Annotated in this window: 30 protein-coding genes; 19 read left to right on the top strand and 11 right to left on the bottom strand. The window is 65.9% G+C overall.

All coding sequences use genetic code 11. The features are described from left to right. Window positions 1-39 precede the first annotated feature (39 nt). Entirely contained in the window at window positions 40-1,014 is a 975-nt protein-coding gene (gene nrdF / locus NF551_RS09715; protein WP_227895627.1) for a class 1b ribonucleoside-diphosphate reductase subunit beta, read from the top strand. Between the two features lie 70 nt (window positions 1,015-1,084). Here nrdF and NF551_RS09710 read toward each other — a convergent pair whose 3' ends face one another. Beyond that, window positions 1,085-1,636: a DUF1697 domain-containing protein gene (locus NF551_RS09710; RefSeq protein ID WP_227895628.1), complete on the bottom strand. Its 552-nt coding sequence runs from the start codon at window positions 1,634-1,636 to the stop codon at window positions 1,085-1,087. A 167-nt stretch (window positions 1,637-1,803) separates the two neighbouring features. Then, window positions 1,804-2,226: an alternative ribosome rescue aminoacyl-tRNA hydrolase ArfB gene (gene arfB / locus NF551_RS09705; protein WP_227895629.1), complete on the bottom strand. Its 423-nt coding sequence runs from the start codon at window positions 2,224-2,226 to the stop codon at window positions 1,804-1,806. Between the two features lie 202 nt (window positions 2,227-2,428). Between arfB and NF551_RS09700 the strand changes: the two genes are divergently transcribed. The 3 genes from NF551_RS09700 to NF551_RS09690 all read left to right on the top strand — a co-directional run bounded on the left by NF551_RS09700 (window position 2,429) and on the right by NF551_RS09690 (window position 5,180). Further along, a complete protein-coding gene (locus NF551_RS09700) occupies window positions 2,429-3,853 on the top strand; it encodes a flavin monoamine oxidase family protein (protein WP_341482263.1) in 1,425 nt (474 codons plus the stop codon). 17 nt (window positions 3,854-3,870) lie between these two features. After that, window positions 3,871-4,365 carry a hypothetical protein gene (locus tag NF551_RS09695; RefSeq protein WP_227895630.1) on the top strand — a complete coding sequence of 165 codons (495 nt, stop codon included), beginning with the start codon at window positions 3,871-3,873 and terminating at the stop codon, window positions 4,363-4,365. Between the two features lie 104 nt (window positions 4,366-4,469). Then, window positions 4,470-5,180 (top strand): M15 family metallopeptidase, encoded by a 711-nt coding sequence (locus tag NF551_RS09690; protein ID WP_227895631.1) that lies wholly within the window; start codon window positions 4,470-4,472, stop codon window positions 5,178-5,180. On the opposite strand, the gene NF551_RS09685 is transcribed toward NF551_RS09690, so the two are convergent. Further along, on the bottom strand, window positions 5,156-5,989 hold the full coding sequence (locus tag NF551_RS09685; protein ID WP_227895632.1) for an SDR family oxidoreductase: 834 nt from the start codon (window positions 5,987-5,989) through the stop codon (window positions 5,156-5,158). The two genes, NF551_RS09690 and NF551_RS09685, sit on opposite strands and share 25 nt — an antisense overlap. Before the next feature lie 275 nt (window positions 5,990-6,264). Here NF551_RS09685 and NF551_RS09680 point away from each other — a divergent pair, with 275 nt between their 5' ends. The 5 genes from NF551_RS09680 to NF551_RS09660 all read left to right on the top strand — a co-directional run bounded on the left by NF551_RS09680 (window position 6,265) and on the right by NF551_RS09660 (window position 10,974). After that, on the top strand, window positions 6,265-7,134 hold the full coding sequence (locus tag NF551_RS09680; protein ID WP_341482264.1) for an aldo/keto reductase: 870 nt from the start codon (window positions 6,265-6,267) through the stop codon (window positions 7,132-7,134). A 19-nt stretch (window positions 7,135-7,153) separates the two neighbouring features. Beyond that, the gene (locus NF551_RS09675) at window positions 7,154-7,627 is read left to right on the top strand and encodes a YbaK/EbsC family protein (RefSeq protein ID WP_227895634.1); all 474 of its coding nucleotides are present in this window, start codon (window positions 7,154-7,156) and stop codon (window positions 7,625-7,627) included. A 164-nt stretch (window positions 7,628-7,791) separates the two neighbouring features. Continuing rightward, on the top strand, window positions 7,792-8,781 hold the full coding sequence (locus NF551_RS09670) for an aldo/keto reductase (protein ID WP_227895635.1): 990 nt from the start codon (window positions 7,792-7,794) through the stop codon (window positions 8,779-8,781). A gap of 27 nt (window positions 8,782-8,808) precedes the next feature. Beyond that, window positions 8,809-9,384, top strand: coding sequence for a DnaJ family domain-containing protein (locus NF551_RS09665; RefSeq protein WP_227895636.1), 576 nt, complete (start codon window positions 8,809-8,811; stop codon window positions 9,382-9,384). Window positions 9,385-9,387: 3 nt separating this feature from the next. After that, window positions 9,388-10,974 (top strand): Na+/H+ antiporter, encoded by a 1,587-nt coding sequence (locus NF551_RS09660; protein WP_227895637.1) that lies wholly within the window; start codon window positions 9,388-9,390, stop codon window positions 10,972-10,974. A 46-nt stretch (window positions 10,975-11,020) separates the two neighbouring features. Here the strand turns inward: NF551_RS09660 and NF551_RS09655 are convergent, their stop codons facing one another. The 5 genes from NF551_RS09655 to NF551_RS09635 all read right to left on the bottom strand — a co-directional run bounded on the left by NF551_RS09655 (window position 11,021) and on the right by NF551_RS09635 (window position 15,966). Beyond that, window positions 11,021-11,551 (bottom strand): hypothetical protein, encoded by a 531-nt coding sequence (locus NF551_RS09655; protein ID WP_227895638.1) that lies wholly within the window; start codon window positions 11,549-11,551, stop codon window positions 11,021-11,023. 52 nt (window positions 11,552-11,603) lie between these two features. Continuing rightward, entirely contained in the window at window positions 11,604-13,787 is a 2,184-nt protein-coding gene (locus NF551_RS09650) for an alpha/beta hydrolase (RefSeq protein WP_227895639.1), read from the bottom strand. Continuing rightward, window positions 13,787-14,167 carry a DUF6507 family protein gene (locus NF551_RS09645; RefSeq protein WP_227895640.1) on the bottom strand — a complete coding sequence of 127 codons (381 nt, stop codon included), beginning with the start codon at window positions 14,165-14,167 and terminating at the stop codon, window positions 13,787-13,789. The genes NF551_RS09650 and NF551_RS09645 overlap by 1 nt, the downstream gene beginning before the upstream one ends. 64 nt (window positions 14,168-14,231) lie before the next feature. Beyond that, window positions 14,232-15,545 carry a Y-family DNA polymerase gene (locus NF551_RS09640; RefSeq protein WP_227895641.1) on the bottom strand — a complete coding sequence of 438 codons (1,314 nt, stop codon included), beginning with the start codon at window positions 15,543-15,545 and terminating at the stop codon, window positions 14,232-14,234. Beyond that, window positions 15,538-15,966, bottom strand: a complete 429-nt coding sequence (locus NF551_RS09635; RefSeq protein ID WP_227895642.1) for a LexA family protein — start codon at window positions 15,964-15,966, stop codon at window positions 15,538-15,540. The genes NF551_RS09640 and NF551_RS09635 overlap by 8 nt, the downstream gene beginning before the upstream one ends. Window positions 15,967-16,055: 89 nt before the next feature. Between NF551_RS09635 and NF551_RS09630 the strand changes: the two genes are divergently transcribed. From NF551_RS09630 to NF551_RS09620, 3 genes are read left to right on the top strand one after another with little or no spacing between them, the layout of a single operon-like run. Further along, on the top strand, window positions 16,056-16,745 hold the full coding sequence (locus NF551_RS09630) for a nucleoside/nucleotide kinase family protein (RefSeq protein WP_227895643.1): 690 nt from the start codon (window positions 16,056-16,058) through the stop codon (window positions 16,743-16,745). 57 nt (window positions 16,746-16,802) lie between these two features. After that, complete coding sequence (locus NF551_RS09625; protein WP_227895644.1) at window positions 16,803-16,952, top strand: hypothetical protein; 150 nt, start codon at window positions 16,803-16,805, stop codon at window positions 16,950-16,952. Window positions 16,953-17,007: 55 nt separating this feature from the next. Then, complete coding sequence (locus NF551_RS09620) at window positions 17,008-17,457, top strand: VOC family protein (RefSeq protein WP_423721632.1); 450 nt, start codon at window positions 17,008-17,010, stop codon at window positions 17,455-17,457. Window positions 17,458-17,667: 210 nt separating this feature from the next. On the opposite strand, the gene NF551_RS09615 is transcribed toward NF551_RS09620, so the two are convergent. Beyond that, the gene (locus NF551_RS09615) at window positions 17,668-18,009 is read right to left on the bottom strand and encodes a hypothetical protein (protein WP_227895645.1); all 342 of its coding nucleotides are present in this window, start codon (window positions 18,007-18,009) and stop codon (window positions 17,668-17,670) included. A gap of 114 nt (window positions 18,010-18,123) precedes the next feature. Between NF551_RS09615 and NF551_RS09610 the strand changes: the two genes are divergently transcribed. Then, window positions 18,124-18,843: an SOS response-associated peptidase gene (locus NF551_RS09610; RefSeq protein ID WP_227895646.1), complete on the top strand. Its 720-nt coding sequence runs from the start codon at window positions 18,124-18,126 to the stop codon at window positions 18,841-18,843. Window positions 18,844-18,877: 34 nt separating this feature from the next. Here NF551_RS09610 and NF551_RS09605 read toward each other — a convergent pair whose 3' ends face one another. Then, on the bottom strand, window positions 18,878-19,846 hold the full coding sequence (locus tag NF551_RS09605; RefSeq protein WP_227895647.1) for an aldo/keto reductase: 969 nt from the start codon (window positions 19,844-19,846) through the stop codon (window positions 18,878-18,880). A gap of 230 nt (window positions 19,847-20,076) precedes the next feature. On the opposite strand from NF551_RS09605, the gene NF551_RS09600 reads away from it, so the two are divergent. From NF551_RS09600 to NF551_RS09590, 3 genes are all read left to right on the top strand, one after another. After that, on the top strand, window positions 20,077-20,862 hold the full coding sequence (locus NF551_RS09600) for a thioesterase family protein (RefSeq protein WP_227895648.1): 786 nt from the start codon (window positions 20,077-20,079) through the stop codon (window positions 20,860-20,862). Then, window positions 20,859-21,635, top strand: coding sequence for a lipoate--protein ligase family protein (locus NF551_RS09595; protein ID WP_423721672.1), 777 nt, complete (start codon window positions 20,859-20,861; stop codon window positions 21,633-21,635). The genes NF551_RS09600 and NF551_RS09595 overlap by 4 nt, the downstream gene beginning before the upstream one ends. 80 nt (window positions 21,636-21,715) lie before the next feature. Further along, window positions 21,716-22,504, top strand: coding sequence for a pullulanase X25 domain-containing protein (locus NF551_RS09590; RefSeq protein WP_227895650.1), 789 nt, complete (start codon window positions 21,716-21,718; stop codon window positions 22,502-22,504). 39 nt (window positions 22,505-22,543) lie between these two features. Here NF551_RS09590 and NF551_RS09585 read toward each other — a convergent pair whose 3' ends face one another. Further along, window positions 22,544-23,983: a lipase maturation factor family protein gene (locus NF551_RS09585; RefSeq protein WP_227895651.1), complete on the bottom strand. Its 1,440-nt coding sequence runs from the start codon at window positions 23,981-23,983 to the stop codon at window positions 22,544-22,546. Between the two features lie 134 nt (window positions 23,984-24,117). On the opposite strand from NF551_RS09585, the gene NF551_RS09580 reads away from it, so the two are divergent. Genes NF551_RS09580 through NF551_RS09570 form a run of 3 tightly spaced genes read left to right on the top strand, consistent with a single transcriptional unit; the run spans window position 24,118 to window position 26,198 of the window. After that, the gene (locus tag NF551_RS09580) at window positions 24,118-24,483 is read left to right on the top strand and encodes a VOC family protein (RefSeq protein WP_227895652.1); all 366 of its coding nucleotides are present in this window, start codon (window positions 24,118-24,120) and stop codon (window positions 24,481-24,483) included. 8 nt (window positions 24,484-24,491) lie between these two features. Beyond that, complete coding sequence (locus tag NF551_RS09575; protein WP_227895653.1) at window positions 24,492-25,145, top strand: hypothetical protein; 654 nt, start codon at window positions 24,492-24,494, stop codon at window positions 25,143-25,145. A 12-nt stretch (window positions 25,146-25,157) separates the two neighbouring features. After that, entirely contained in the window at window positions 25,158-26,198 is a 1,041-nt protein-coding gene (locus NF551_RS09570; RefSeq protein WP_227895654.1) for a hypothetical protein, read from the top strand. Window positions 26,199-26,216: the final 18 nt, after the last annotated feature.

Raw genomic sequence — 26,216 nt, 5'->3', positions numbered from 1 at the left:
CCGCTTCCCCCTTCATCCACTTCAGACAAGGAATTATCAATGACCGAGAAGCTCAAGCTGATCGACCACGTGCAGGCGATCAACTGGAACCGCATCCAGGACGACAAGGACGTAGAAGTCTGGAACCGCCTGGTAAACAACTTCTGGCTGCCTGAGAAGGTGCCGCTGTCCAACGACGTCCAGTCGTGGAACACGCTCACCCCGGAAGAGCAGCAGCTGACCATGCGCGTCTTCACCGGCCTGACCCTGCTGGATACCGTGCAGGCCACCGTTGGTGCCGTCTCGCTGATTCCGGATGCGCTCACCCCGCACGAGGAAGCGGTTTACACGAACATTGCGTTCATGGAGTCCGTCCACGCCAAGAGCTACTCCTCGATCTTCTCCACGCTGGCTTCCACGAAGGAAATCGACGAGGCCTTCCGCTGGTCCACGGAGAACGAGAACCTGCAGAAGAAAGCTCACATCGTCACGGACTACTACCGCGGCGATGATCCCCTGAAGCGCAAGGTGGCCTCCACCCTGCTGGAGTCCTTCCTCTTCTACTCCGGCTTCTACCTGCCGATGTACTGGTCTTCCCGGGCCAAGCTGACAAACACGGCTGACCTGATCCGCCTGATCATCCGTGACGAAGCCGTGCACGGCTACTACATCGGCTACAAGTTCCAGCGTGGCCTGGAGACGGTTTCCGAGGAACGCCGCCAGGAGCTGAAGGACTACACGTACGAGCTGATGTACGAGCTCTACGAAAACGAAGTCCAGTACACGCATGACCTGTACGACGGCGTCGGGCTGGCTGAGGACGTCAAGAAGTTCCTGCACTACAACGCCAACAAGGCGCTGATGAACCTGGGCTACGAAGCCATGTTCCCGTCCACCCTGACGGACGTGAATCCAGCGATCCTTTCGGCCCTGTCGCCGAACGCTGACGAGAACCACGACTTCTTCTCGGGGTCCGGCTCCTCCTATGTGATCGGCAAGGCCGTGAACACCGAGGACGACGACTGGGACTTCTAGTCCCTGGCTACAACCGCAATATTTCCGCAGCACCGGACCAGCAGGTCCGGTGCTGCGGTCTTTAACGAGGTCAGTCCTGGAACAGGTTCCACAGCTTCTGCGTCGTGTTCCAGCTGCGGATGGTCATCGACTTGTACAGCGGCGAGGACGCGATGGCGCTCAGGCGGCTCTTGGTGCGTTCGGCGCTGAGGCGCTGGGAGTAGACGACGCCGTCGCCCGGCCAGATCCGATCGACACCCTCACGCGGATTGAACGCGCTCATGGCTTCCTCTGCATCAATGCCCATCAGGAAGATTGCGTCGCTGTGGTACCTGCCCGGATGCTCGCCGAAGTTCGCGGGCTTGTTGTCGATGACGTGCTGCAGCTGGCTGCGGCTGAGCACCAAAACCTTGATGAGTTCATCGTCGAGGTCGAAGCTGCCCGTGAGGGCGGCTTCGATGTCCCTGCCGACCTGCTCAGCAGGATCGGCTGATTCGAGCAGCACATTGCCGCTGGCAATGTAGGTCACCACCTGCTCGTAGCCCAGGTCCTCCAGATGCTCCTTGAGCGTCTTCATGGGTACCTTGTTCCGCCCGCCCACGTTGATGCCGCGCAGGAGGGCGAGGTAATGGCTCGTTTCCACGGCTGCCTTCCTTTCATCAGCGGGAGCTGGCGGGAGGGATGGGCGTCGTTATCCGTGACCCGATTGGAGCACAGGATGCCCGCTGCGGGCAATGGCCCGGATGCTTCCGCTTGGGGCACCCGGATGAGGACGCTGGCACGGACGTCTGCTTCGGAGCGGGGAAGGCGCTAGTCCCTCGAAGGCTTTTGCCGCTGCTGCTTCGTTGCTGACCGCAGCTTCTTTGCATCCAGGCGCCGAAAATTGGAGCCGCGGGTCGGTTTGGTCCGGCGGCGCGCGGCAGGGCCGGGGGCGAGCGCGTCCGCGACCATAGCCGCCAGCTTTGCAAGGGCGATCTCCCGGTTACGGAGCTGGGAACGCTGTTCGGAAGCTGTAACAACCAGCGCTCCGGCGACCAGGCGGCCTTTCAGGCGCCGGAGCAGCCTCCCACGCTCGTCTTCGGACAGCGCCGCTGAGCCGGCAACGTCCCAGGACAGGGCCACGCGGCTGTCCGTGGTGTTAACGTGCTGGCCGCCCGGGCCGGACGAACGGGAGAACCGCCACTGGAGTTCCGCGGCGGGAATCGTCAGCTCCGGCGATACCAAAAGGTCCATGGATCCAGCCTCGCACGAATGACGGTATGCCGAGGACGACAGGTCCCGCGCGCCAAGTCCGGTGAACCGTGGGAAACGGGTTCTTTCTGCGGCTTTGTGAAGCCGGACGGCAACGGAGATGACAGGGAGCAAACAGGCTTCACGGCGTCCCGCTAGTGTGAAGATCCAGAAGGTTTCCCATGATCTGAAAAGCGAGTTGAGCGTGGACATCCGTACGGAAGAGTTCGACACCATCGTGGTGGGCGCCGGAGTGTCGGGCCTCAGCGCTGCCCGGGTGCTTGCGGCCGCAGGCAAGAAGGTCGTGGTGCTGGAGGCACGGGAACGCATCGGAGGCCGCGTGCACACCGAGCGCCTGAACGGCCGTGTCACTGACCTCGGGGCCTCCTGGATTCACGGGATCGACGGCGGTCCGCTGCACTCGCTGACGCGCTCTTTTGGTATGCCGGACGTTGAATTCACGGTGGGCAGTTACCAGGCCGGCGGCCGGCCCATCGCCTACTACAGCCCCGATGGTGCGCGCCTGCCGGAGCGTGCTGCCGAGCGGTTCATCGCCGACGCAGCGAGCGTTGAAGGACGGTTGTCCGCTGTCATCGGGGCGATGGAACCGGGTGCCAGCTACGCTGAGGCGGCGCGGATCGCCGTCAGCGATGCAGCGGCAGCTGAAGGCTGGGATACGGAACGGGCGGCACGCGTCGTGGAGTACCTCGACCACCGCAGCGAAGAGCAATACGGTGCCGACTCCCGCCTGCTGGACGCACGTGGCCTGGAGGATGAAGTCATCATCGGCGACGAGGTGGTCTTTCCGGAGGGTTATGACCAGCTGGCGTCGAATCTTGCCGCGGGAATTGATGTGCGGCTTGAGCACGTGGTGACCACGGTTGCGCGGGCCGGAGCCGCAGGGGTAGAGAGCGGCGTCGTCGTGGAGACGGACCGTGGCCTCTTCACCGCGGCGCAAGCGGTGGTGACGGTCCCGGTCGGTGTCCTCCAGTCCGGGCGCCTGACGTTCGATCCGCCGCTGCCGCAGACGGTTGCCGGTGCGATCACCCGGTTCCGGATGAACGCCTTCGAGAAAATCTTCCTGCACTTTCCCGAGCGTTTCTGGGACGAAGACGTCTATGCGATCCGCCGCCAGGGCGAAGCCGCGAAGTGGTGGCATTCCTGGTACGACCTCACCGGCCTGCAGGGCGAGCCGACGCTGCTGACGTTCGCTGCCGGGGAGTGCGCGCAGGCGATCCGCGGGTGGTCCGATGAACGCGTGGTGGAGTCCGTCATGGCATCCCTGCGGGAAATCTACGGCGCGCGGATCCCCGATCCGGTGCACGCCAGGATCACGGACTGGCAGGGCGACGAGTTCGCCGGCGGGGCGTACGCCTACATGACGCGGGGGTGCACCGGAGAGGATCACAGCCGCATCGCAACGCCCATCGACGGAGTGCTTCATCTGGCCGGCGAAGCGACCTGGGAAGCTGACCCCGCAACCGTGAACGCTGCCCTGTGCTCGGGGCACCGTGCTGCGGAGCGGATTCTCGGCACGAACCGGCAAGACCCCGTGAACGGACAGCTGATCGGCGGCTCCGCCGGAACTCCACCGGAGGCCGTAAGCTTTTCGTCGGACGTACGTCGGTAACCGGGGGGAATGGACACATGGGCAGGTTGAAGCGGACACGGGGCGCATCGGCGGGCATTGCGCGAACAGCGCTGATCACAGGAGCAGCGCTGATCACCGGAGGTCTGCTCTCCGGCTGTGCCGCCACAGCTGCCGAAGAACCGCCGCCGGCCACGGAGCTTTCCAGTTTTGAATCCGTGGACGAACTGTCCGCCGCTGTGAACGGCCTTTACGGATGTGACCCGGACACGGAACAGGAGCCGGTCACCATCTCCTTCGACGGATACCTCCCCGAGTACGCCATGTGCACCGAAGCGCTTCAGCTTGTCCGCTTCTCCAATGCCGAAGACCGGGAGAAAGTGTCGGGCATGCTGACGGCCGGCGGTGAAAACGTGCCGCCAGGCTTCGGCGAGGGCAGCAACTGGCACGTTTTCGTCCTGCAGAACGGTGCCGAAGCGCCCAGCGAAAAGGACATGAAAGACCTGGCCTACCAGCTCGGCGGCCGGTATGTGAGTGTCACCGGCCCGCGCTAGCCCCGGGCTGAACCGCGGCCGTGTGCCGGGGACGTGGACGCTTATTCGCGTCGCTGCTGTTCCGCGGGCAGCGGTTATGGGAAAGTTGCGGTGGAGGAATGAGCATGCCGCGCCAGCACGTCAACATACACATCGCCTTGATTGGCTGTGTTTGCCTGTGCCTGCTCGGGTACCTGTCCTGGTTTGAGTCCCGCGCTCAGGAAGCTGCCGCCCAAGTCGCCGCCGGGCCTGATTTCGATTCGCCGGACAGCACGAGCGTCATCGTGAACAAGCACCGTCCGCTGGCCGACCCCGCCTATGTTCCGCAGGACCTGGCCGACATTGGGGGAGTGCAGCTGCGGGCAGAGGCGGCCGCCGCGTACCTGCAGATGAACGCCGACGCCGCTGCAGCCGGCGTGGGCCTGGTTGCCGTCAGCGGCTTCCGGACAGCGGACGCCCAGACCCAGCTGCACAGCTCCTATTCCAACACCTACGGCCAGCAGGCCGCCGAGTCGATTTCGGCCCGGCCGGGCTACAGCGAGCACCAGACCGGGCTGGCGGTGGACATCGGCAATCCGGACGGCGCCTGCTCATTGGAGCCCTGTTTCGAGGCGACACCTGCCGGCGCCTGGGCTGCTGCCAACGCGCACCGGTACGGCTTCATCATCCGGTACCCCGCAGGAGCTGAAGCAACCACAGGCTTTGGCTATGAGCCCTGGCACCTGCGCTACGTCGGCCCTGAACTCGCAGCCACCCTGACCGGGTCCGCCCAGACCCTGGAACAGTACGCCGGCCTTCCGGCCGCTCCCGGCTACCCCGCCGACCGTGCCCGCTGACCGGAGTCGAGTGCAGCTACGACGCCGCCGTCGACCAGCAAATCTACTCCGGTGACGAAGGAAGCGTCGCTGCTGAGCAGGAAGGCTGTGGCATTGGCGATGTCACCGGGCGTGCCGACCCGGCCCGTTCCCGATCCTTCGATCATCGCCCGCATCTGGGCACCCGATTCGCCCGCGAGTTCCTGCTGGCCCATCGCCGTCGAAATCACGCCGGGACTAATGCTGTTAACCCGTGCCCCGCGCGCTCCCCAGCGGAGGCTGGCTGCCTGCACCCGGACCTGGTTGGCACGCTTCGCGGCGCTGTAGGCGAAGCCCGGGTTGTCGATCGATGTGACGAACGGCAGTCCCAGCAGGTCATCGGCCGGTTTGGCTGCCAGTTCGGCGAGCGCGTCGTCCGGGATGTTTCCGCCGGCCATGTAGGCAGACATGCTGGAAATGATGACGCCGGCGCCACCGGGCGCGATGACCTTCTCGAATTCCTCCAGCACCACCGCAACGCCGAACAGGTCTACGGCCCAGATCGCCTGGACGGGAGCCTGGGCGGGGGAGAGGCCGGCGGTATGTACGACGGCGGTGACCGCGCCCAGTTCGCGGGCGGCTGCAGCCAGCGCTGCCACCGAATTCCGGGAGGAGACGTCCACTGCCTGGGACACGACGTCGTACCCTTCCGCCATGCCGATGTTTACCGCGTCCTCGAGGAGGGCTTCGTTGAAATCCGCGAGGAGGACTTTCCGTCCGGCTCCGCTGCGGCGCAGCACAGCCTGGCCCATGCCGCCCGTGCCAATGATGACGAGTACTTCTGCTGCCATGGTTCGCTCCGCTTCTGCTGGGGTGGTGCCGGACGTGTTCACATGAAACGGCCGAAACCTGCATACCGGACACGGCCGTCAGCCCAGTCTGGACTGATGCGGGAGCACTGCACAATGCCCGGAAGTGCGTGCTGTCAGCTTCCCGGGCCGTGCACCGTCCCCCCGCGAAGGTAATCAGCACCCGCGTGCCGGCCGGACAGGCGGCAGTACTGTGCAGCGGGCCCGGACTGCGGGACCCTGAAGGGAGAAGACACTCATGCGATCCGGAGATGCCCATGGACGCCATCATGCCGATGCTGACCCTCAACAACGGAGTGACGATTCCCGCCCTGGGGTTTGGCGTGTACCGCAACCCGCCCGCGCAGACTACGGTGGCCGTTGAGACTGCGCTGGCCAACGGGTACCGGCTGATCGACACTGCCGCCGCCTATGGAAACGAGACGGAAGTTGGCTCGGCACTGAGCCAGTCCGGTGTCGACCGGGCCCGGCTTTTCATCACGACCAAGCTGTGGATCGATGATTACGGGTACGATTCGGCGCTTCGGGCGTTCGACACGAGCATGGCCAAGGTGGGGCTCGACACGCTGGATCTGTACCTGCTGCATCAGCCGCTCCCGTCCGACTTCGACGCCACCGTCGCTTCCTACCAGGCCCTGCAGACGTTGTATGAGCAGGGCCGGGTACGGGCTATCGGAGTCAGCAACTTCGGAACAGCCCAGCTCGCTGAGCTGCTGGCCCGCACCGACGTGGTCCCGGCCGTCAACCAGATAGAGGTCCACCCCTACTTCACCGAACCCGAGCTGCGCGCCTTCAATCTTGAGAACGGCATACTGACCCAGGCCTGGTCGCCGATCGGCGGAGTCAACCGCTACGCGGCCAAGAGCGGAAATGTGAAGGACCCGCTGCGGGATCCGCTCATCACCGCCCTGGCCGCCAAGTACAGCAAGACTCCCGCACAGATCATCCTGCGCTGGGATATCCAGCAGGGCCTGTGCGCGATTCCCAAGTCGGTCAGCCCCAAGCGCATCGCCGAGAATATCGACATCTTCGATTTTTACCTGACCAATGCCGAGCTGTCGGACATCAGCGCCCTGGACACGGGGATCCGGGGCGGGCCGAATCCGGAGGACATCCGCCGGTCCTGAGCTTGCTAATCTCGGCTGTATGACCCTTCTGCCTCCAGCTGCCGCCAAGGTTCAAAGCCTTTTGTCAGAGCTCGGTTCCTCCGCCGTTGTCCTGGAACTGGACGGATCCGCGCGGACGGCCGCGGAAGCCGCCGCGACGCTGGGCTGCGACGTCGGCGCCATTGGCAACAGCCTGGTCTTTATGGCCGACGGCGAACCCCTGCTGGTCATCACCAGCGGGGCGCACCGCGTGGACACGGCTGCACTGGCAGACCGGCTTGGCAAGGCCGTCATCAAACGTGCCGCCCCTGAGCAGGTGCGTGCCGCCACAGGCCAGGTGATCGGGGGAGTGGCTCCGGTCGGGCATCCGCAGCCCTTGGAAACGGTCGTTGACCGGGACCTGGAAAAGTACGATGACGTCTGGGTCTCCGCCGGCACCCCATACTCCGTTTTCCGCACGGACGCAGTGGAGCTGCTGCAGCTGACGGGCGGATCGAAGCTGCAGGTCGACTGAAGCGGGGGTCCCGGTATTCCGGCAGGAACTCCCGGGCGGTTGACGGGCCAGTACCCGTACGCGCAGGGTTGGATGCAACGGGCAACCGCGGAGTGCCCCAGCCGGAAAGCCGGCGTCGTTTTCCGGGCAGTAAGAGCCTCAGCAAGCTTCGACGGGAGAATCGCATGAAGACGCGCGAACTGGGGATGGCGGGACTCAAGGTATCCGAACTGGGGCTGGGATGCATGGGCTTCAGCCAGGGGTACGGTCCCGGCGGAACCACAGAAGACGCCATTAACCAGATCCGCACTGCCGTGGACCGCGGAGTGACCTTTTTCGACACCGCCGAGGTATACGGGCCGTTCACGAACGAAGCACTCGTCGGTGAAGCGCTGGCGCCCTACCGCGGAAGGGTGGTTATCGCCACCAAGTTTGGCTTCAAGATCAACGCAGACGGCCGCCAGGTGGGATTGGACAGCCGCCCCAGGCACATCCGCGAAGCAGTGGACGGCTCCCTGCGCCGGCTCGGCGTCGAATCAATAGACCTGCTGTACCAGCACCGGGTTGACCCCAACGTTCCCATCGAGGACGTGGCAGGCACCGTGAAGGACCTGATCACCGAAGGGAAGGTCAAGCACTTTGGTCTCTCCGAGGCGTCGGAAGCAACCATCCGCGCCGCGAACGCCGTCCAGCCGGTGACAGCAGTCCAGAGCGAATACTCCCTCTGGTGGCGTGAGCCGGAGGAGCATGTGCTGCCCGCATGCCAGGAGCTGGGCATCGGCTTTGTGCCCTTCAGCCCGTTGGGGCGCGGCTTCCTGACCGGGAAGATCACGCCGTCGACCGAGTTCGCTGCCGGAGACATGAGGGGCGGGCTGCCCCGGTTCACGCCTGCGGCACGGGAAGCCAACCAGGCCATGGTTGACCTGCTGGAAGCCATCGGGGCGGCAAAGGACGCGTCACCCGCCCAGATTGCCCTCGCCTGGCTGTTGGCCCAGAAACCGTGGATCGTGCCGATTCCCGGCACACGGAAGCTCGAGCGGCTGGATGAGAACCTCGGGGCAACGAGCGTGACCCTGAGCGCGGATGATCTCAAAGCCATTGACGATGCGGCCGCCCGGATTCCGATCGAAGGCGCCCGCTACCCTGAAGAACTGGAGAAGACGATCGACCGCTAGCCCTTTGTGTCCGGGAGGAAAACAGCAATGGGAAACCGCGGGGCCGACGCCTACCGGCGCCGGATGGAACTGGCAGCGAGAATACGGGCGACAGGACTTCCTGAACAGCAGGAGGAAGAAACTGCCGGCGAGGCGGAGCTGCGGCGCAGGAAGGAACTGGTTGATCCGGCCAGCAAGGCGGATTACCTGATCCGGGATGCGATGATGCGCGGTGACTTCGACAACCTGCAGTACGCGGGTAAACCCATCCCCAACCTGGGTGAGGCCAATGATCCCGACTGGTGGGTCAAGGGCCTGATCGAACGCGAGAACATCAGTGGCCTGGGCCCGCCTGCCCTGCTGCTTCGAGTGGAGGATGCGGAACTCGACGGTGTGCTGGACGGAATTCCTTCAGCCGCGCGGGTGCGGGAGGCCGTTGAGGACTTCAACCGGCGGATCGTCGAGGCACGGCGGCAGCTGCTGGGCGGACCGCCGGTCATCACCCCGCTGCGGGACGTCGAGCTGGAGGTTCAACGCTGGCGTGAACGCCGGGAGGCAGCCCGGCCGCCGGAGCCGGACACCGGGCCGCCGGCGCCGTGGTGGCGGAGGATACGGCGGAGGTGACCCGTGCTCGGTTTGGAACTTGTAGTGGCCCTTGGGGTGGCTATCCTCGCGTGCAACCTGGCCGCGCCGCGGGTGCGGATTGGGGCTCCGCTGCTGCTGCTGGGCAGCGGTTTGCTGCTGGGACTCATTCCCGCCTTTCGGCAGGTGGAACTGCCCTCCGAGATTGTGCTGCTGGTGTTCCTGCCGGCCCTGCTGTACTGGGAAAGCCTGACTACCTCGCTCCGGGAAATCCGCAGCAACCAGCGCGGCATCATCCTGATGGGCACCGGGCTGGTGGTGGTGACAGCCGCCGGGGTTGCCGGCGCCGCACATGCGCTCGGAATGCCGTGGGGTCCCGCGTGGGTCCTGGGAGCCGCGCTGGCTCCTACCGATGCCACGGCGGTTTCGGCGATGGCGAGGATGCTGCCGCACCGGGACGTCACGCTGCTCCGGGCCGAGAGCCTGGTCAATGACGGCACAGCCCTGGTCCTGTACGCGGTGGCGGTGGGGATCGTGGCGGGCGACGGCGGCTACACCCCGTTGTCCATTTCCGGCCTGCTGGCCCTGGCCTATGCGGGAGGAGTTGCCGCGGGACTGGTTATTGCCTGGGCCGGGATCCGGCTGCGGAAACGTGTCACCGATCCGCTGCTGAACAACGTGGTGACCTTCCTGACGCCGTTTGCCGCTTTCCTGCTCGCTGAGGGGATCGGCGGATCCGGGGTGCTGGCGGTGGTGGCGGCGGGCCTGATCATGAGCCAGACCGGCTCGCGTGTGACCTCGGCCCTTGCCAGGCGGCAATCCCGATCGTTCTGGACGTTCTCCACCTTTATGCTCAACGGGGCGCTCTTCGTCCTCATCGGGCTGGAACTGCACGCCGCGATCCGGATCCTCAGCGGCGGGCAGATCGCCCTCGGGGTCCTGGCTGTTGCCGTGGTGTCCGTGGTGCTGGTGGCCATCCGGCTCGCTTATCTGTTTGGGACTACCTACCTCATCCGGTTCCTGGACCGCAGACCGTCCCAGCGCAGGCGCCGGGTCAGCAACCGCTCCCGGGTCGTGAGCGGGATGGCGGGTTTCCGCGGCGCCGTGTCCCTCGCCGCGGCGCTTGGAGTTCCACTGCACACGGCGGCAGGGACGCCGTTTCCTGATCGGGGATTAATCATTTTCGTCGCGGCAGGAGTTATCGTGGTCACGCTGACGGTCCAGGGCCCGCTTCTGCCGCTCGTTGCCCGCTGGGCGCACCTGCCGCAGGACAGCGTGCTTCAGGCCGAACGCAGGCTGGCCGAGATCCGTGCCACGGAGGACGGACTGCTTGCCCTTCCGGGGCTGGCGGCGGAGCTGGGAACGGACAGGGCGGTTGCGGACCGGCTGGAACACGAATACCGCCAGCATCTTGAAGTCCTGCAGGCTGACGGTGACGCCGCGGACGGCGCCCCGGTGCTGGAGCGGCAAAACCAGGAGCAGGAGCTGCGGCTGGCGCTGCTGGGACGCAAACGGGACGTCGTCCTGCAACTGCGGGACGAACGGCGGATTGATGACCGGGTCCTGCGCCTGCTGGAAACCCGGCTCGACGTCGAAGAGCTGCGGCTAACCCGACCTGACCAGGGCGACTGAGATCAGGTCTGCGCGGAAAAGGCCTCGGGTGCCGGTGCCGTCCCCGCTACGGGGTTTCCGGACCAACCTCGCCGGTCAGGGAGGGATGATCCGAGCACTCGCTTCGCAGGCCCAAAAGCTGCTCGGAACTGTTGGCGCCGTAATCAATCATGGCGCCGTCCGGGCTCTCGGCACTGACTATGAAGGTCCGCTTGGGATTGCTGCTTTCGGGGGGATCGATCGACCGGGTGATCCGGAATCCCTGTTCCTCCAGATACGCCTGCATCTGCTTCCGGGCTGCCAGCGGATCTGCAGGTGCCGGACCCAGCAGCTCAAACTGCATGAACAGCTGCTCCGACGAACCGGAGGGGCCGGGGCATGGACTGGGATTGAACACGATGTCCGGAGCAGCCGGATCCCAGGCGGACCCGTCTTCATACGTCCACCCCGCGGTCCCTGACGCCTTGGTGGCACCCGCTGCCATCTCTATGACGTCGTCGTAGATCACGGCGGCAGCGCGGTTTGAACCGGACCCGGAAAGGCCGCCGGTTTCGGAAGTGCTGCTTCCGGTGGCTGCATCAGCGGTTGAAGAGTTCATCGGATCTCCCTGGGCACATGAGGAAAGGGTCAAGAGGACAGCAAGCCCCGCGCTAGTGGCTGCCGAAATACCTAACCAGCGTCCCCGCCGTAAACTCCAGCACGAGCCACTGCCTCTTGAAGTAGTCATCTGCCGCTTTCTGGTTGGTATCTATAGCTGAGTCAAACATAGTCTGTGCTTCGTCGACGAGGTCGTTGAAGGATTGCTGCCCCCTGTCGAACCCGGCGCCCACATGACGCTGGATGCCGTCCACCAGCGGATCAAGCGGATGCTCGTAGGGCCCCACATCCGGCAGATAGTGCTCCTGCAGCAGGTCCGCGCCGAGGGCGGCAGCGCCCTGCAGCGCATCGCCTGCTGCGTCATTGACGCCCTGGAGCCGGTCCACGGCGGCTGCCCCGGCAAGCTGGGCGGCATCCACGGCCCGGCCAGGACCATAGTAGATGTCTGCCGCGCGGGCTTTGGCGTTTTCTATCTGCTCATCCGTGAGGGACTGATCGGAAAGAGTGAGCAAGTCTCCATCGCCGGCGCTCGCCGCGGCGATGGACCACAGGCTCGCCGTCCCGTAGTCCAGGTACCCGCGGCCCCGCTCGGTTTCCGTCAGGCCGGCGCCGTCCTCGGTGCCCTCGAGGGAGTGCCCGCCGTTGCCGCTTCGTTCCTCGCCTCCCAGGTGCTGCTCTTCGGAACTGAAGACACGCGATCCCCAGGACTCGGCGGTTGGACTCAGGCGGGGGTCGCCAAAATGTGAGCCGAGGATACCGCCGGGGGCGACGACGTCCGCCTTTCCCTGCGTGGCGTAGACCTCCCGGGCGTTCAGGTCGGCAGCCGTCCTGGCGGCTTCGGGGTCGATCCCCGCGGAGCCGAAAAACACCACCGTGTCCACGGTGTGGACCGTTTGGCTGAGTGCGAAGGCCGCCGTGGTGGTGCCGTAGGAGTGTGCGGTGATGCTGACCCGGGGGACGTCCCCGGCACGGGTGTTGTAAACCCCGTCGATCACGGTTGCCAGTTTGTCCCCGCCAATTCGTGCCTTGTCGGAAAGGAGAACCTGCGTGGAAGGCGGCATGTCCGGTGAATCGTAGCCAATCCAGGCAACGACGGCATGGTCTGAGGTGAAGGCCTTCTGTGCCTCGTGGAGGTTGTTGGCCGCCCAGACGGCGTCGTCCATATCCCTGGTGGAACTTCCCATCCCCGACACATTGATGCTCACGCTGGCAGCAGTATCCATATTGCCCACCGCCACGGCGGCGAGCGGAGGCTCGGCCGGGTCGAACGCGATGAGGCTGAGTCCCGTCGGGTCCTTGTTGTCCTTTTTCTTGATCGAGTTCTGGATGCTCTTATACGACTCCCGCTGCTCATCCGTCGCCCGCCATGAGGGTTTCAGGACCATGGCGAGCACGGCGGCGTTGGCTGCCGCCCGCACGGCGTACGGAACACCTTCGGTGTTGCCGGCCAGGGCGGGCAGATGCTTGACCAGCGACTCCTGCTGTCCTTGGGTCAGTGAGTGCCAGAACTCCGCCTGCTGTTCTGCCGCAAGGCCAAGCCGCGGGGGATAGACGGCCGCCTCCGGGTAATCCGCGGCAAACTCCGCATACCGCGAGGCATCCATTCCGGCAAGGAAATCGTAATAGCTGCGGACGTCCTCCGCCGAGGCGCCCGGAGCCGTTGCCTGCCGGTGCAGCCGCTCGGCATCATGGCTTTGCAGGTCCAGGGCCCCGCCATGGTAGTGCGAGGGCACGTCTGCGGAGGCGCGGGCAATGCCGGACACCGCAGCAGTGCAGATCTCCCGTGCTTCCTCGTAGCTGCCGGTAAGGGCGTTGACCCGGTCCTGGAACTCCCACTGGTAGTTCAGGAGCTTGTCCTGGAATGCATGCCCGCCGGTGTCGTCGGCCAGGAGCTGTCGCAGCGTGGCATTTGCGGCAGAGATTTCACGCTGCAGGGCAGCCCGGTCCCTGCGCATCGCCTGGACAGCCTCCGCGAAGTCCTCCAGGGCACCGGCAGCGGCGGCCGTGTTCTCGGCGAGGACTCCGGCCTGGCGGGACGGCGTGTTCATTGCACCCAGCACGAGGTACTTGTGGGGTGTGTCGTAGAGGCCCTCCAACGCGGTCCATTTGCCTGCCGCAGCCGAGACTGCGTCCTTGAAATCCCTGCCTGCGGAACGGAGCAACTGCGCCTGGGCAGCCAGCACCTCGGGGTCCGGCGACGTCGCCGTGGCGGAGAGATCGAGCTGCAGAATACCCATTACTGGACCATCCACCGTCCGGCCCCGCCCGGCACCGGGGCGTTCCATGCCGCTGATGATTCAGCAAGGGAGGCGGCTTTCCGGGCGTTATCAGCCATTTCCCGGTCGCCGGCTTCGTACGCGTTCACGCTCTCGAGTGTGCCCTGGACGGCGTTGTTGCAGCGCACCAGAATGTCGGTCATGTCATTGGCGAGGACGTCGAACCGCAGCCGGTCTACGGCGTCGGCAACTTCCGGACAGGATGCGAGCGCTGTTTCCAGGGCATTCAGCGCCTCCTGTGCTGCGTCCTTGGCGGGTTCGCACTCGGCTACCAGCCCCGAGCAGTCGTGCAGCAAGGACCGTACGCCCTGGACCTGGATGTCCCACCTGTTTTCCCCCATGCGGTACACCCTAGGGAACCGTCCGGGTTGCGTCCATGGGGACATCTACCCATGTGGAAAGCTTCTAACGGGCCTTAACGACAGGCAGTTCATCCCAGGCCGTGGTGTAGCGCGGGGAGGAGAACTTCCGGGACATGGTCCATTCCGGACGGGCGCTGGGCATTCCGGCCACGCCCAGCCCGATGCTCGCCGAACCGTATTTGTCGGCCACCCTGCCCAGCAGCTCCCCGAGGTGGCGGTGTTCCTGGGCCGGGACGAACGCATCAAAGACCGGCTGCGCTCCGGCGTCGGACAGGCCGGTGAGCATTACTCCCGCCTTGGTGTAGGGGATACCTTCCACAATGTGGTCTTCGAGTGCCCCCACCGCGGCACGGGTCAGCACCACCGGATCGGACGTGGGGTTCTGCAGTTTCAGCGTCACGGAGGGGAACGACGCCGCTTTGTGGCTGAAGTGCGAGGTCCCGGCATAGGCGGTGAGCACCCGGGCCTGCTGGTGTTCGCGCTGCAGCCGTGAGGCGGCCTGCTGGGCGTAGATGCTCATCACCTGCCGCATCTGCGCTGCGGTGGTCACGGGGACCGAGAAGCTGCGGGAGAAGATCAGCTGCTGCCGGTCCGCGCGTTCCTCCTCCAATGGCAGGCAGGGTGTGCCGTTGAGTTCCAGTACGGTCCGCTGGAGGGTCACCGAGAAGCGGCTGCGGATCACCGCCGGATCGGCTGCCTTCAGGTCGGCGACGGTGCGGATCCCCATGGCCTCAAGACGCCGGCCCAGCTTCGCGCCCACGCCCCATAGCCCGGTCACCGGCACGCGGGACATGATGGTCTGGACCGCCGCCGGATCCATGGTCTCGAGGTTGCAGACCCCGTCCAGATGCCGGTTCTGCTTCGCGATCCGGTTGGCGAACTTCGCCAGCGTTTTGGTGGTCCCAATCCCGACGCACACCGGAAGCCCGGTATGGCGGGCGACGGCGGCACGGATCCGGGTGCCCTGTTCATCCAGTTCCCCGGGCGTGCCCGCGAGTCCCAGGAACGACTCGTCGATCGAGTAGACCTCCTGCCACAGGGCGAAGCGGCCCAGCAGCTCCATGACCCGTGAACTCAGGTCCCCGTAGAGCTCATAGTTGCTGGAGCGCTGGACCAGCCCCAGGTGCGGAGCTGCCTCCGCCAGCTTGAACCACGGCTCCCCGGTCTTGATGCCCAGCGTCTTGGCTTCGTCCGAGCGGGCCACCACACAGCCGTCGTTGTTGGACAGCACGACGACGGGTATGCCTTCTAGACGCGGATCGAAGGCGCGCTCGCAGGAGACGTAGAAGCTGTTCACATCCACCAGGGCAATCCGCTGCTGCCGGCTGCCGGCCGCCGGGACGCCGGAGTCAGACATGGTGCAGGCAGCGTGTCACTACGCCCCAGACGGACAGCTCATCCGGATCCGGGACCAGGACGTCCTCATAGCCCGGATGCTCTGCGGCCAGTACGATGCCGCGGCCGGTGAGCCGGAGCCTGCGGACTACCAGTTCACCCTCGAGGACGGCGACGACCACCGACCCGTCGCGCGGTGTCAGCGACCGGTCAACGATCAGTTCATCGCCGTCGCTGATCCCGGTTCCGGACATGGAATCGCCGGAGACCCGGACGATGTAGGTGGAGGTCACGTCACGGATCAGGTGGCGGTTCAGGTCGATCCGGCCGTCGAAATAGTCCCGGGACGGGCTGGGAAACCCGGAGGCGGCGTCCGCACTGGACGGGCCCTGCGGGCGGGAGCCCGCGGAAGCGCCGGGAGTGTTCCCCGAGAAAACCGGCATCTTCCAGCCCTCCGCTGCGTTAGAACATACGTTCGATCCCTCCAAGCCTAGCACCGTGCAGGCCGGGTGCTGCAGTAGGGTCTCGGGGTATGGAAACGGGATGGCGAAAGCGGGCGGTGCTGCGGAAGGTCGCGGACATGCTCCCTGATCCGGCGGCACTGGGCCGGCGTGTGTTCGTCGCGGTCGACGGTGTGGACGGATCCGGAAAAACCACCTTTGCTGATGCGCTCGCCGGTGTCCTGCCCGGCCCGGCCGCAAGGGTATCGATCGACGGGTTCCACCGGGTGCGCGCCGAACGCTACCGCCGGGGTCCGGATTCCCCGGAGGGATTCTGGCTGGATTCCTACGACTATGGGGCGTTCCGCCGCCTGGCCATCGACCCGCTCCGGCCCGGCGGCTCGGGACGCTGCCGCACTGCGAGCCACGACCTGGGCTCAGACGTGCTGATTGAGGGGCCGGAACTGCAGGTTCCCGGGCGGGCCTTCGTTCTGGTGGACGGGATCTTCCTCCACCGCCCGGAACTGGCGGAGATCTGGGATGCCTCGTTGTTCCTGGATGTGTCCTTCGAGACATCGTACCGGCGCATGGAACTGCGCGACGGGTCCGATCCCGACTCGGAGGCGGCCGGAAACCACCGCTACGTACAGGGACAGCGGCTCTACCTTTCGGCGTGCGACCCGCGGTCCGCCGCGGACATCGTGATCGACAACAACGACGCCGAGGCTCCGGTCCTCCTCCGCGGCGTGCCGGCGGGACAGTCCGGCCGGCGCCCGGACTGAACTCCGGCTGCAGGGGCGTGGTCTTGGCGGGCCGCTGCGGGCGATACCGTTTAACCCATGAATGTCGAGGTGTACATCCCGCGGAAGCTCGGGCGGGAGCTGGAAGAGTTGGCTGAAGAACAGGGAGTACCGGTGGAAAGCCTGATCCTCAACGGTGCCAGGCTGCTGCTGGAACACCGCAACCGCCGCAACCACGTCCAGTCCTAGCGGCGTGCAGGGCAGGGGGCGGTTTTTCGCCGCACCCTTGCGCGCAACTGACTGGATGTCTATTCTCGCCGCGGCCGCACCATTCATTTCCCTGACAGGCAAGGGCGACACCAGCATGAGAATCACCGTGGCAAGCATCTTCGTTGATGACCAGGAGAAGGCGCTGGATTTCTACACCAGGGTCCTCGGATTCGAGAAGCGTTCGGACGAGCCGGCAGGGGATGCCCGCTGGATCACCGTCGGCAACGCCGGAGAGGATGGCGGCGTCGAACTGCTGCTGGAGCCAAGCTCCCACCCGGCGGTTGGCCCCTTCAAGGAAGCACTGCTCCGCGACGGGATCCCCTTCAATTCCTTCGGGGTTGTCGATGTGCAGGCCGAGTATGAGCGGCTGCTTGCCCTGGGGGTGGAGTTCACGCAGCCGCCGGTCCAGATGGGGCCGGTGACGACGGCGGTGTTTTCCGACACCTGCGGCAACCTTCTGCAGATCGCCGCCATGGAAGGATGACCGTTCCGGAGGGCCTTAGTGCGGAATGTTGTAACTGGGCTCGCGGAGGGTGGAGCCGCTAATGCGGTGCATCCGCTGGCGGCAGAACGGGTCATAGACTTCGATGTCGATCCTGCCCGTGGCTGAATCGGCAGTCCGGATGCAGGTGCACGGGGCAAACACGTGCGCTGGACCTTTCTGGGAAACCGAAAAAACCTGACCCTTTCATTCTTACTCTTTCCTGGGCCGGCCTCCTGGCGGGGTGCGGTCGACGAGCGGGCTGCGGCCGGCGTCCGTGGACCGCCGGGAAACCGCCGAGGCCCAGACCCAGGTGGAGCGCCGGATGCCGGCGTCTTCCCACATCACCTGCACGGCCTTGGCCGACCAGGTGCTGGTCTCGCCCTTGACCAGCTCTGCGCAGCCGGGAAAGCGGATCCATGCCCAGACGGGAATTGCGGGCATGGACGTGGTGACCGGAAAGTGGTCAAAATCAAGTTCTTCGGGGGTTAATCCGATGGGTTCGGCGCGCCTGGCATACCTGGCTGCCAACCGCGCCGCAGCCTGAGGGTCCATGACTTAAGTAGAACATATGTTCGAATCCCAGGAGTGGTGAGTTGCGTGTGAGCTGTGTGCAAGGGGCAGCCTCGGCACTGGGTTCCGTGGTCGATTTGGGGCAGAATGCCTTCCATGTGCGGACGATACGTGATGGCCAGGGCAACGTCGGACCTGGTGTCTTCCTTCGCTGCGGACCAGGTGGTGGGGAAGGAAGTTGAAGCCTCCTGGAACGTCGCCCCAACGGATGATGTGCGGATTATCACCGAACGCCGTGCCGGGGACGGCACGGTCCGCAGGCTGGCAACGGCCAAGTGGGGACTGGTTCCGGTCTGGGCCAAAGACCCCAAAATCGGTTCGCGGCTGATCAATGCGCGGCGGGAGACCGTCCTGGAGAAGCCTGCGTTCCGGAAAGCCGCCGTCAAACGGCGGGCCCTTGTTCCGGCAGACGGTTACTACGAGTGGGAAAAAACCGAGGACGGCAAGATCCCGACGTACCTGCATCCCACCACGCCGGAGCCGATCGCATTCGCCGGACTGTACGAATTCTGGCCCGATCCCAGCCTCCCGGAGGACCACGAACACAAGTGGCTGCTCAGCGTCACCATCATCACCACTGAGGCAGCGGACGAACTGGGGCACATCCATGACCGAACTCCGCTGATCGTCCCGCCGGATGTTTACGACCTGTGGCTGGATCCGGAACTCACCGACACCGAAGCCATCGCCGCCCTGCTGGACACGATTCCCGATCCGGTGCTCACCCCGAGGATCGTCTCCAGCGAAGTGAACTCTGTGCGGAACAACGGACCCCAGCTGATTGAGCCGGCCGACGACCGGTGCCCGGAAGCCTGAGCAGGCAGGATCCACCCGGCCGGTCCGGGCCGCATCACCAGGCGTAGTCCTCGGGGGCCGGCTTGTGCCCCGGGAAGATGGCATCCAGCTTCTCCAGGGTCTCGGCGTCGAGCTCGATGTCCAGCGCGGCCAGGGCATCATCGAGCTGTCCTGCGGTGCGGGGACCTGTAATCGGGGCGCTGACGGCCGGCTGGTGCAGGAGCCAGGCGAGGGCGAGGATGCCGGGTTCGATCTCCAGTTCCGCAGCCAGATCCTCGTACGCCTGGATCTGCTCCCGGTGCTTGGCAAGCAGGTCCTGGACCCGTCCCTCGGCCCGCCGCCCGCCGTCGTCCTGGGCCTTCAGGATGCCGCCGAGGAGCCCGCCCTGCAGCGGAGACCAGGGGATGAGGCCCAGCCCGTATTTCTGTGCCGCGGGAATGACCTCACGTTCTACGGCGCGGTTAACCAGGTTGTAGATGCTCTGCTCCGAAATGAGGCCGTTGAAGCTGCGCCGGCGTGCATTCTCCTGGGCTTCGGCAATGTTCCACCCCGCGAAGTTGCTGCTGCCGTTGTAGATGACCTTTCCCTGGGCCACCGCCGTCTCCATGGCCTGCCAGATCTCGTCCCAGGGTGTGTTCCGGTCAATGTGGTGGAACTGGTAGAGGTCGATGTGGTCGGTCTGCAGCCGCCTGAGGCTGGCGTCCAGCGCCTGGCGGATGTTCAGTGCGGAGAGGTACGTGTCATTGGGACCCGGCCCCATGGAGCCGTAGAGCTTCGTGGCAATCACGGTTGCTTCCCGGCGGCCCCCGCCCTGGGCGAACCAGCGGCCCACGATTTCCTCGGTGAGGCCTTTGTTGTCCCAGCCGTAGACGTTGGCCGTGTCGAAAAAGTTGATGCCTGCTTCCCGCGCCTCGTCCATGATGCGGTGGGAGTCCTCTTCGCCGGTCTTGGGACCAAAGTTCATGGTGCCAAGGCACAGCCGGGAGACCTGCAGGCCGGAGCGGCCAAGATGCGTGTACTTCATGCTTCCTCGGTTTCCTTTGATTCGCCGCAGCCGGCCGCTCGGAGCGAACGGCGGGCGCGCGGGCGCACTGCTCCTCATTCTGCCCACGGCGCCCGTCCCGTGGAAGGGGCGGCCGCCGGCGGCGTCCCGTCCCGGGAAAGACAGACGGGCCGGCCCGGTGCCGGACCGGCCGGCAGCCGCCTGGCCTCCTGTAGCCTAGGAGCGCACATTGGGACCTGGCAGGAGGAAAAGTGGCCGAATCGTATTACCGCTCGCTGGGCGAGGGGACGTTCGAATCAACCCTCCACACCCAGGGTGCCTGGAACGACCACGAGCAGCATATGGCGCCGGCAGCGGGACTATTGGTGCACTGCCTGGAGCAAACCAACCAGCGCCCGGACCTCCGCCTGGCCCGGGTCAGTTTCGAGATCCTGGGCATCATCCCGCAGGTCATCTTCGACGTCACCACCAAGGTGGCCAGGGCCGGCCGCACCATCGAACTGCTGGAAGCCGAACTCGTTGCCGGCGGGCGCACGGCCATCAAGGCCACCGCCTGGCGGCTGGCCGTGGGCGATACGTCAGAGGTCGCCGCCCTGGAGGACGAGGCCATGCCCGGCCCCCGGGAAGCAGCGGGCTTCGACGGGATGACCGCCTGGCCGGGGAACTTCATCAACACCCTCGAGTTCCGTGCCGTTCCCGGCCTCCGCCCGGGAAGGGGCCAGGTTTGGGTCCGGTCTCCGTTTGAAATGGTCGACGGCGGACCGACACCGGACCTGGTCAGTCTGCTGGGCCTGGTGGATGCAGCCAACGGCGTCGCGGCCCGGGTCCCGCCGGGAGGGGACAGCTGGATGTTCCCCAACGTAGACCTGCAGATCCACCTCCACCGCAGGCCCGCGGGTCGCTGGCTGGGCCTGGATACGCGGGTCACTTTCGGCACGGACGGAATTGGGCTCACCTCTTCGGTGCTCCATGACGAGTCGGGGCCCTTTGGTCGCAGCGAACAGATCCTCACTGTCCGGCCGCTGGGCCGGAGCTGACCGTGCAGGAACCGGCGCGTGTCCTGGAGGTCTACCGGCAGCGCGATTCGCTGGGGGCGGCGGAGGATCTTGAACTCGCCCTGACGCTTCTGGCTGCGGCCCGCAGGGGAGAGCTCGGCCCGTCGCTGCGCGTCTACCGGCCCCGTCCGACCGTGGCCTTCGGCCAGCGTGATGCCAGGCTGCCTGGATTCGCAGATGCCGCGGCCGCCTGCCGGGACCTGGGTTTCGAGCCGCTGGTGCGCCGGGCCGGGGGCAGGGCAGCTGCGTACCACGAAGGGTGCCTGATCCTTGACCACATCGAACCGGAGGCCAACGCCGTCGCCCGTTCCCTGCCGCGCTTCGCTGACTTCGCCTCACTGCTGGCAGCGTCGCTGCAGGATGCGGGCGTGGCGGCATCAGTGGGCGAGATCCCGGGGGAGTACTGCCCGGGTGAGTACAGCGTCCACGGCGGGACCGGACCGGGACGCATCAAGCTCGTGGGAACCGCCCAGCGGGTGGTCGCCGGGGCCTGGCTCTTTTCCTCCGTGGTGGTGGTGCAGGACGCCGCGCCGCTGCGGCAGGTGCTGACAGCGGTTTATCAGGCGCTCGGCCTGGACTGGGACCCGGCTACCGCGGGAGCGGCAGAAGACCTGGCGCCGGACCTGACGCTTCCGGAGGCCGAAGCTGCCCTGCTGGCCGGCTATGGCAGGTACGCCCGGCTGCGTCAAGGGGACCCCTCCGCGCTGCTGAAATTCTCCGCCGGGCCGGGCCGGATGCTTCCAACCACTGCCTGAGCCCGTTAGCATCTGGCAACGGAAACGCAGCGTGGGCGGCTCCGGAGCGGCCGCGCGCCAGACTAATCAAAGGACCAGCATTGCCCAAGAAGAGTATCGAAAACACCGCCCTCCGGCTGAAAGCCATCCTGGAAATCCTGGCGGCCCATGATCCGTCCGAACACGGGAAGACCTCCCGTGCCGAGGTGCTGCGGCAGGCCCTGGAGCAGGTGCCCCTCGAAGAGGCAGAGACGGCGCTGCTGGCCAGCGGCGTCGCCCGCGGTGAACGCGCCCTGGTCACTGCCAGCACCAAGCTGGTCAAGGCGGGCTGGATCCTCAAGGAAGGACGGGCGGGCTGGAGCATCACAGGCGCCGGACGTGCCGCCCTAGCCGAGTTCCCCGCCGTGGAACAGCTGCAGGCCGCCCTGCACGGAAGCCGCCAAACGATTGAAGCGGTGACCGTCTCAGAAGCGCAGGGTGAGGCGGTGCTCGAAGAAGCACTCGTCTCTGCCGAAGTCACCCCTCCCGCAGCCCAGCCCCATGGCTCGCACCCGGAGGAGAACTACGAGGGGCCGTCCTTCCCGCAGCCGGGGTCGGTGGCCGTTCCGGGCACATTCGGCGCAGTCCTGGGCGGGGATGACTGGGATCCCGGAGCTGACTCCGTGCAGCTCGGCTTCGACCGCAGCGACGAACTGTGGAAGCTGACCGTGGACCTGCCGCCCGGGAACTATGAGTACAAAGCTGCCCTCAACGGGACCTGGGCTGAAAACTACGGCACCTGTGCACACTTCGACGGCGCGAACTACGGCTTCCAGCATGCCGGCGGTCCGGTCACCTTCCTGTACGACCACGCCACGCACCTGGTGGTGACCAAGCCGGACAGCGTCTGAGCCGGTCCGTTCTGACCTACGCCGTGGGGTCCGGCCGGCTCAAGGCTGCCGGCCGGGTTCGAGCCGCACCGGATCCACCAGCACTCCGGCCGGTTCCCTGATCCACCAGACATGGTCCCGGCGTAGTTCAGCGGGTGTCGAAAACCGGTATGTGAACACCCTGGCGCGGACCCAGCGCGGCGGCCTGCCGTTGAACGGGTCTTGCCGCAGCAGTTTCAGCGTCGGCGCGTCCGCCGCCAGCAGCTTCTGCAGGAGGACAGGAAACCAGCCGCGCCCGGAGGCGCCCAGGCCCAGGAACCACATCATCCAGTCCAGGCGCAGATGATAAGGCGCGAACTGCCGGGGCAGCCGCCGCGGATCCCCGGGCTTTCCGTGGAACTGGTATTCCAGCCACAGTGCCTCCGGTCCGGGATCGTCCAGCGTGCCCTCGATGATGACTTCGTGCCGGCGCCGCGTGATGCTCCCGAATGCGCCGTAGGCGTTGGAGAGGTGCCACCGGTTGAAGGAAGCATTCATTAACTGGTTCCTGCTGAACAGGTTCCGCAGCGGCGCCCAGGCCCAGTAGAGCATCGCGGCCGTCATCGCCAGCACCACGGCGATGAACCACCAAGGGACGGTGCGCGGGTCCGGGACCGCGAACGAGGCCCAGGGCAGCAGTGCCCTCACGGCGCCGTCGTCCACCGCGCTGAAGGCCAGCAGGATGGTCAGGACGTTGAGCCAGGCGAAGTTGCCCGAAAGGACCAGCCAGAACTGGGTCAGGATCACCAGGGCCGCCGCAGCAGAGGCCACCGGCTGCGGGAAGAACAGGAAAATCGGCACCACCAGCTGCGCAAAATGGTTGCCCAGCACTTCAGCCTTGTGCAGCGGCTTGGGCAGATGGTGGAAGAACCAGCTCGCGGGGTTGGGCATGGGCTGGGTTTCATGGTGGTAGTAGAGGGCAGTCAGGTCCCGCCAGACGGTGTCGCCGCGCATCTTGATCAATCCCGCGCCGAACTCCAGCAGGAATACGACCCAGCGGAAGAGGAACAGCACGGTGACCGGGACCGGAACCTGGTCCGAACCCAAAAACGCGGCGAGGAAACCTGCCTCCAGCAGCAGGGACTCCCACCCGAAGCCGTAGAAAACCTGCCCGATGTTCACTATTGAGAGATAGAGGAAGAAGAGGAGGCCAAACGCCAGCATCGGAAGCCAGGGCGGTCCCTGCTGGGGAAAACCGGCAACCAGCAGCGCCGAGACCAGGACGCCCGTCCAGGCCGCCGAACGCAGCAGCCGGTCTGAGTAGTACAGACGGAACAGTGTTGGAATCCGCCGCTGGCGCGCACGGTCCAGGTACTCCGGGGCCGGCAGCAGGCCGCGTTCGCCCAGCAGGGCCGGAAACTGGGCCGCCGCTGCCAGGAACGCCGGCAGGTATGCGGCGGCAATGCCGCGCTGCAGGACCTGGCGCGCGAATTCGTATCCCTCGGCACTGAAATACTCCATGGCGCCACCACAGTAGCGCCGAATCCGCGGCGCCGGCAGTACGCCCGCAGCGTTGGCCACAATGGGAGGTACGGTGCCCGGCCGGGCACTCGGGGACTACTATCGAGGGCACTGCGAGCTGAAGGAGTGCCACCATGTTCGAGTACGGAAAAGCATTCAGCGGGTTTGCCGTGGACGACGTCGACTCCGCCCGCCGGTTCTACGGCACCACGCTGGAACTCCCCGTGACGGCAGACAACGGGATGCTCCGCCTGGAACTGGGTCCTGAGAAGCACGTGCTGATCTACCCGAAGAAGAACCACACTCCGGCCACCTACACTGTTCTGAACTTCCCGGTGTCCGACATTGATTCTGCCGTGGAAGACCTCGTTGGCAGGGGAGTGGTCTTCGAGGCGTTCGAGGGGGTGGACGCACAGGGCGTTTTCCGCCGCGGCGGACCACTGATTGCCTGGTTCCGGGACCCGGCCGGGAACATCCTTTCCGTCCTGGAACAGGATTAGCGCCTCTCGTGGCTGAATGGCGGAAAGTGTTCGGACCCCGGGGGCAGTCCTACCGGCGGGTGCTCGGTGCTGCCGCGGCGGCCGTGTCAGCCGCGGGTGTCTACTTTCGCATCATCCGGCCCCAGCTGCGCCGCACGGATGCGGGCGGAGAACTTCCCGGAGACAGCTTCCTCTCCGGCAAGGTGCTCCAATACACGCACAGCATGATGGTTCCCGCGCAGGCCGGGGATGTCTGGCCCTATCTCAACCGGGTCGGCCACAGCCGCGCCGGGTGGTACGTCTTCAACCGGTTGGCTGCGCCGGACAGCACTGCGCCCGTGGTTTCCCTCCTGCCGCCGCGGCACGAACTGGACGTTGGGGATGTCATGTCCAGCGGCACGGGCCAAAGGCTGCACATCAAGGAAGTGCAGCCCAATGAGTGGATGCTGTGGGCGGACGGGGACAGCCGCTGCACCTGGCTGTGGATGCTGCAATCGGTCCGCCTCAACCAGACACGCCTGCTGGTGCGCGGCCGGTTTCGTTACGCGGCGCGGGACCCGGGTTCGCTGGCAGCAGCGCCCCTGGCCGCCGTCGACTGGGCCACCATGCGCCGCTGCGTAAGAACTATCCGTGACCGGGCCGCTGTTCGCTCCGCTACCAGGCTCGGAAACCCGAACCGCTGATAGGTTGACATCATGGAATCTGCTTCCTCGGCCAAGGCACTCCTGGAGGGTCCGCGGGGACGGGAGCTCAGCCTCGAGATTGCCCGGTCGGCATCGCCTTCGCACCCCGCAGAGTTCTACGACAGCAGGCGGCTGCTGCCGCCGGGTCTGTCGAGGAATGCCGAGCGTGTGCTCCGCATGCTCACCTCCGTGCCCGAAGACTTTGCAATCAGCGCTGCCGAGCTCCACAAGTGCCTGGCCAGGGTGGTCCGGCGTGCTGTCTACTGGCGGCCGCCGGACGAGATTTCACGCCTGCTCACCGAGCCCGAGGTCCGGGAGGCGATGATTCCTGCCGCCGCCGCAGCCGTGCGCTCAGCGGGATCGGATTGGTGGACACAACCCAGCGCACCGCTGCAGCATTACGTGCAGTGGATCGGGAGCAACGTTGTCCAAGGCACGGGGGAAGTGAGCCTCTCGGGCGCGAGGGACAAGCTGAAACAGTGGCACGGGGCCATCCTCGTGCAGCGAACGAATGCTCCTGTTGCTGCGGGTTGGACCGGCAGGTGGTGGTCCGGTCCTGCGCTCGTGGGGCTTCCCGTCACCACGTCCGCGCTTCCCGGAAGCGGGCCGGCCGGACTGAGCCTCGTGGAGGATCCCCTGGCCTGGAGACAGGCACGGACCTTTCCGCTCCGGGCCCGTTCGGGGGCCCGCGTCTACGAAATCGACAGTCCGGCCAGCTGGGAAGAGCTGGTGCGCCGCTATCCGCTGGACGCCACCCTGGCCCGCCGGGCCGCCTGGTCAAAAGCCGCGGGGACGCCTGAAGCGGAGACCTGGTTTTGGCGCATTCCGGACTGGGTGGCCGTCTCGGAGGATTTCGACGGCGTGCATCTCACCGTGCAGGCATACCTGCGAACCGCCGGGAACGTCGAGGGTACGAGCTACGAAAAGACCATGCTCGCAGGCTGGGCTCCCGGCGAAACCTGGTGGCTGACCGACATCCTGGAGGAAGCCGGGGAACCGACGGACTGGCAGGCAGCAGAGGGCAACGAAGGGTGGCAGGTTTCGCGGCCCTGACCGCACCCGCCCCGGAAC

Source organism: Arthrobacter caoxuetaonis (assembly GCF_023921125.1).
Lineage (GTDB): Bacteria > Actinomycetota > Actinomycetes > Actinomycetales > Micrococcaceae > Arthrobacter_B > Arthrobacter_B caoxuetaonis.
This window is presented reverse-complemented; position numbering and strand designations above follow the sequence as displayed.

Coding starts and splice junctions, on each gene's coding strand:
- nrdF (WP_227895627.1), top strand. CDS start 40: ATGACCGAGAAGCTCAAGCTGATCGACCACGTGCAGGCGATCAACTGG.
- arfB (WP_227895629.1), bottom strand. CDS start 2,226: ATGGACCTTTTGGTATCGCCGGAGCTGACGATTCCCGCCGCGGAACTC.
- NF551_RS09695 (WP_227895630.1), top strand. CDS start 3,871: ATGGGCAGGTTGAAGCGGACACGGGGCGCATCGGCGGGCATTGCGCGA.
- NF551_RS09690 (WP_227895631.1), top strand. CDS start 4,470: ATGCCGCGCCAGCACGTCAACATACACATCGCCTTGATTGGCTGTGTT.
- NF551_RS09685 (WP_227895632.1), bottom strand. CDS start 5,989: ATGGCAGCAGAAGTACTCGTCATCATTGGCACGGGCGGCATGGGCCAG.
- NF551_RS09680 (WP_341482264.1), top strand. CDS start 6,265: ATGGACGCCATCATGCCGATGCTGACCCTCAACAACGGAGTGACGATT.
- NF551_RS09675 (WP_227895634.1), top strand. CDS start 7,154: ATGACCCTTCTGCCTCCAGCTGCCGCCAAGGTTCAAAGCCTTTTGTCA.
- NF551_RS09670 (WP_227895635.1), top strand. CDS start 7,792: ATGAAGACGCGCGAACTGGGGATGGCGGGACTCAAGGTATCCGAACTG.
- NF551_RS09665 (WP_227895636.1), top strand. CDS start 8,809: ATGGGAAACCGCGGGGCCGACGCCTACCGGCGCCGGATGGAACTGGCA.
- NF551_RS09655 (WP_227895638.1), bottom strand. CDS start 11,551: ATGAACTCTTCAACCGCTGATGCAGCCACCGGAAGCAGCACTTCCGAA.
- NF551_RS09650 (WP_227895639.1), bottom strand. CDS start 13,787: ATGGGTATTCTGCAGCTCGATCTCTCCGCCACGGCGACGTCGCCGGAC.
- NF551_RS09645 (WP_227895640.1), bottom strand. CDS start 14,167: ATGGGGGAAAACAGGTGGGACATCCAGGTCCAGGGCGTACGGTCCTTG.
- NF551_RS09640 (WP_227895641.1), bottom strand. CDS start 15,545: ATGTCTGACTCCGGCGTCCCGGCGGCCGGCAGCCGGCAGCAGCGGATT.
- NF551_RS09635 (WP_227895642.1), bottom strand. CDS start 15,966: ATGCCGGTTTTCTCGGGGAACACTCCCGGCGCTTCCGCGGGCTCCCGC.
- NF551_RS09630 (WP_227895643.1), top strand. CDS start 16,056: ATGGAAACGGGATGGCGAAAGCGGGCGGTGCTGCGGAAGGTCGCGGAC.
- NF551_RS09625 (WP_227895644.1), top strand. CDS start 16,803: ATGAATGTCGAGGTGTACATCCCGCGGAAGCTCGGGCGGGAGCTGGAA.
- NF551_RS09620 (WP_423721632.1), top strand. CDS start 17,008: ATGTCTATTCTCGCCGCGGCCGCACCATTCATTTCCCTGACAGGCAAG.
- NF551_RS09615 (WP_227895645.1), bottom strand. CDS start 18,009: ATGGACCCTCAGGCTGCGGCGCGGTTGGCAGCCAGGTATGCCAGGCGC.
- NF551_RS09610 (WP_227895646.1), top strand. CDS start 18,124: ATGTGCGGACGATACGTGATGGCCAGGGCAACGTCGGACCTGGTGTCT.
- NF551_RS09605 (WP_227895647.1), bottom strand. CDS start 19,846: ATGAAGTACACGCATCTTGGCCGCTCCGGCCTGCAGGTCTCCCGGCTG.
- NF551_RS09585 (WP_227895651.1), bottom strand. CDS start 23,983: ATGGAGTATTTCAGTGCCGAGGGATACGAATTCGCGCGCCAGGTCCTG.
- NF551_RS09580 (WP_227895652.1), top strand. CDS start 24,118: ATGTTCGAGTACGGAAAAGCATTCAGCGGGTTTGCCGTGGACGACGTC.
- NF551_RS09570 (WP_227895654.1), top strand. CDS start 25,158: ATGGAATCTGCTTCCTCGGCCAAGGCACTCCTGGAGGGTCCGCGGGGA.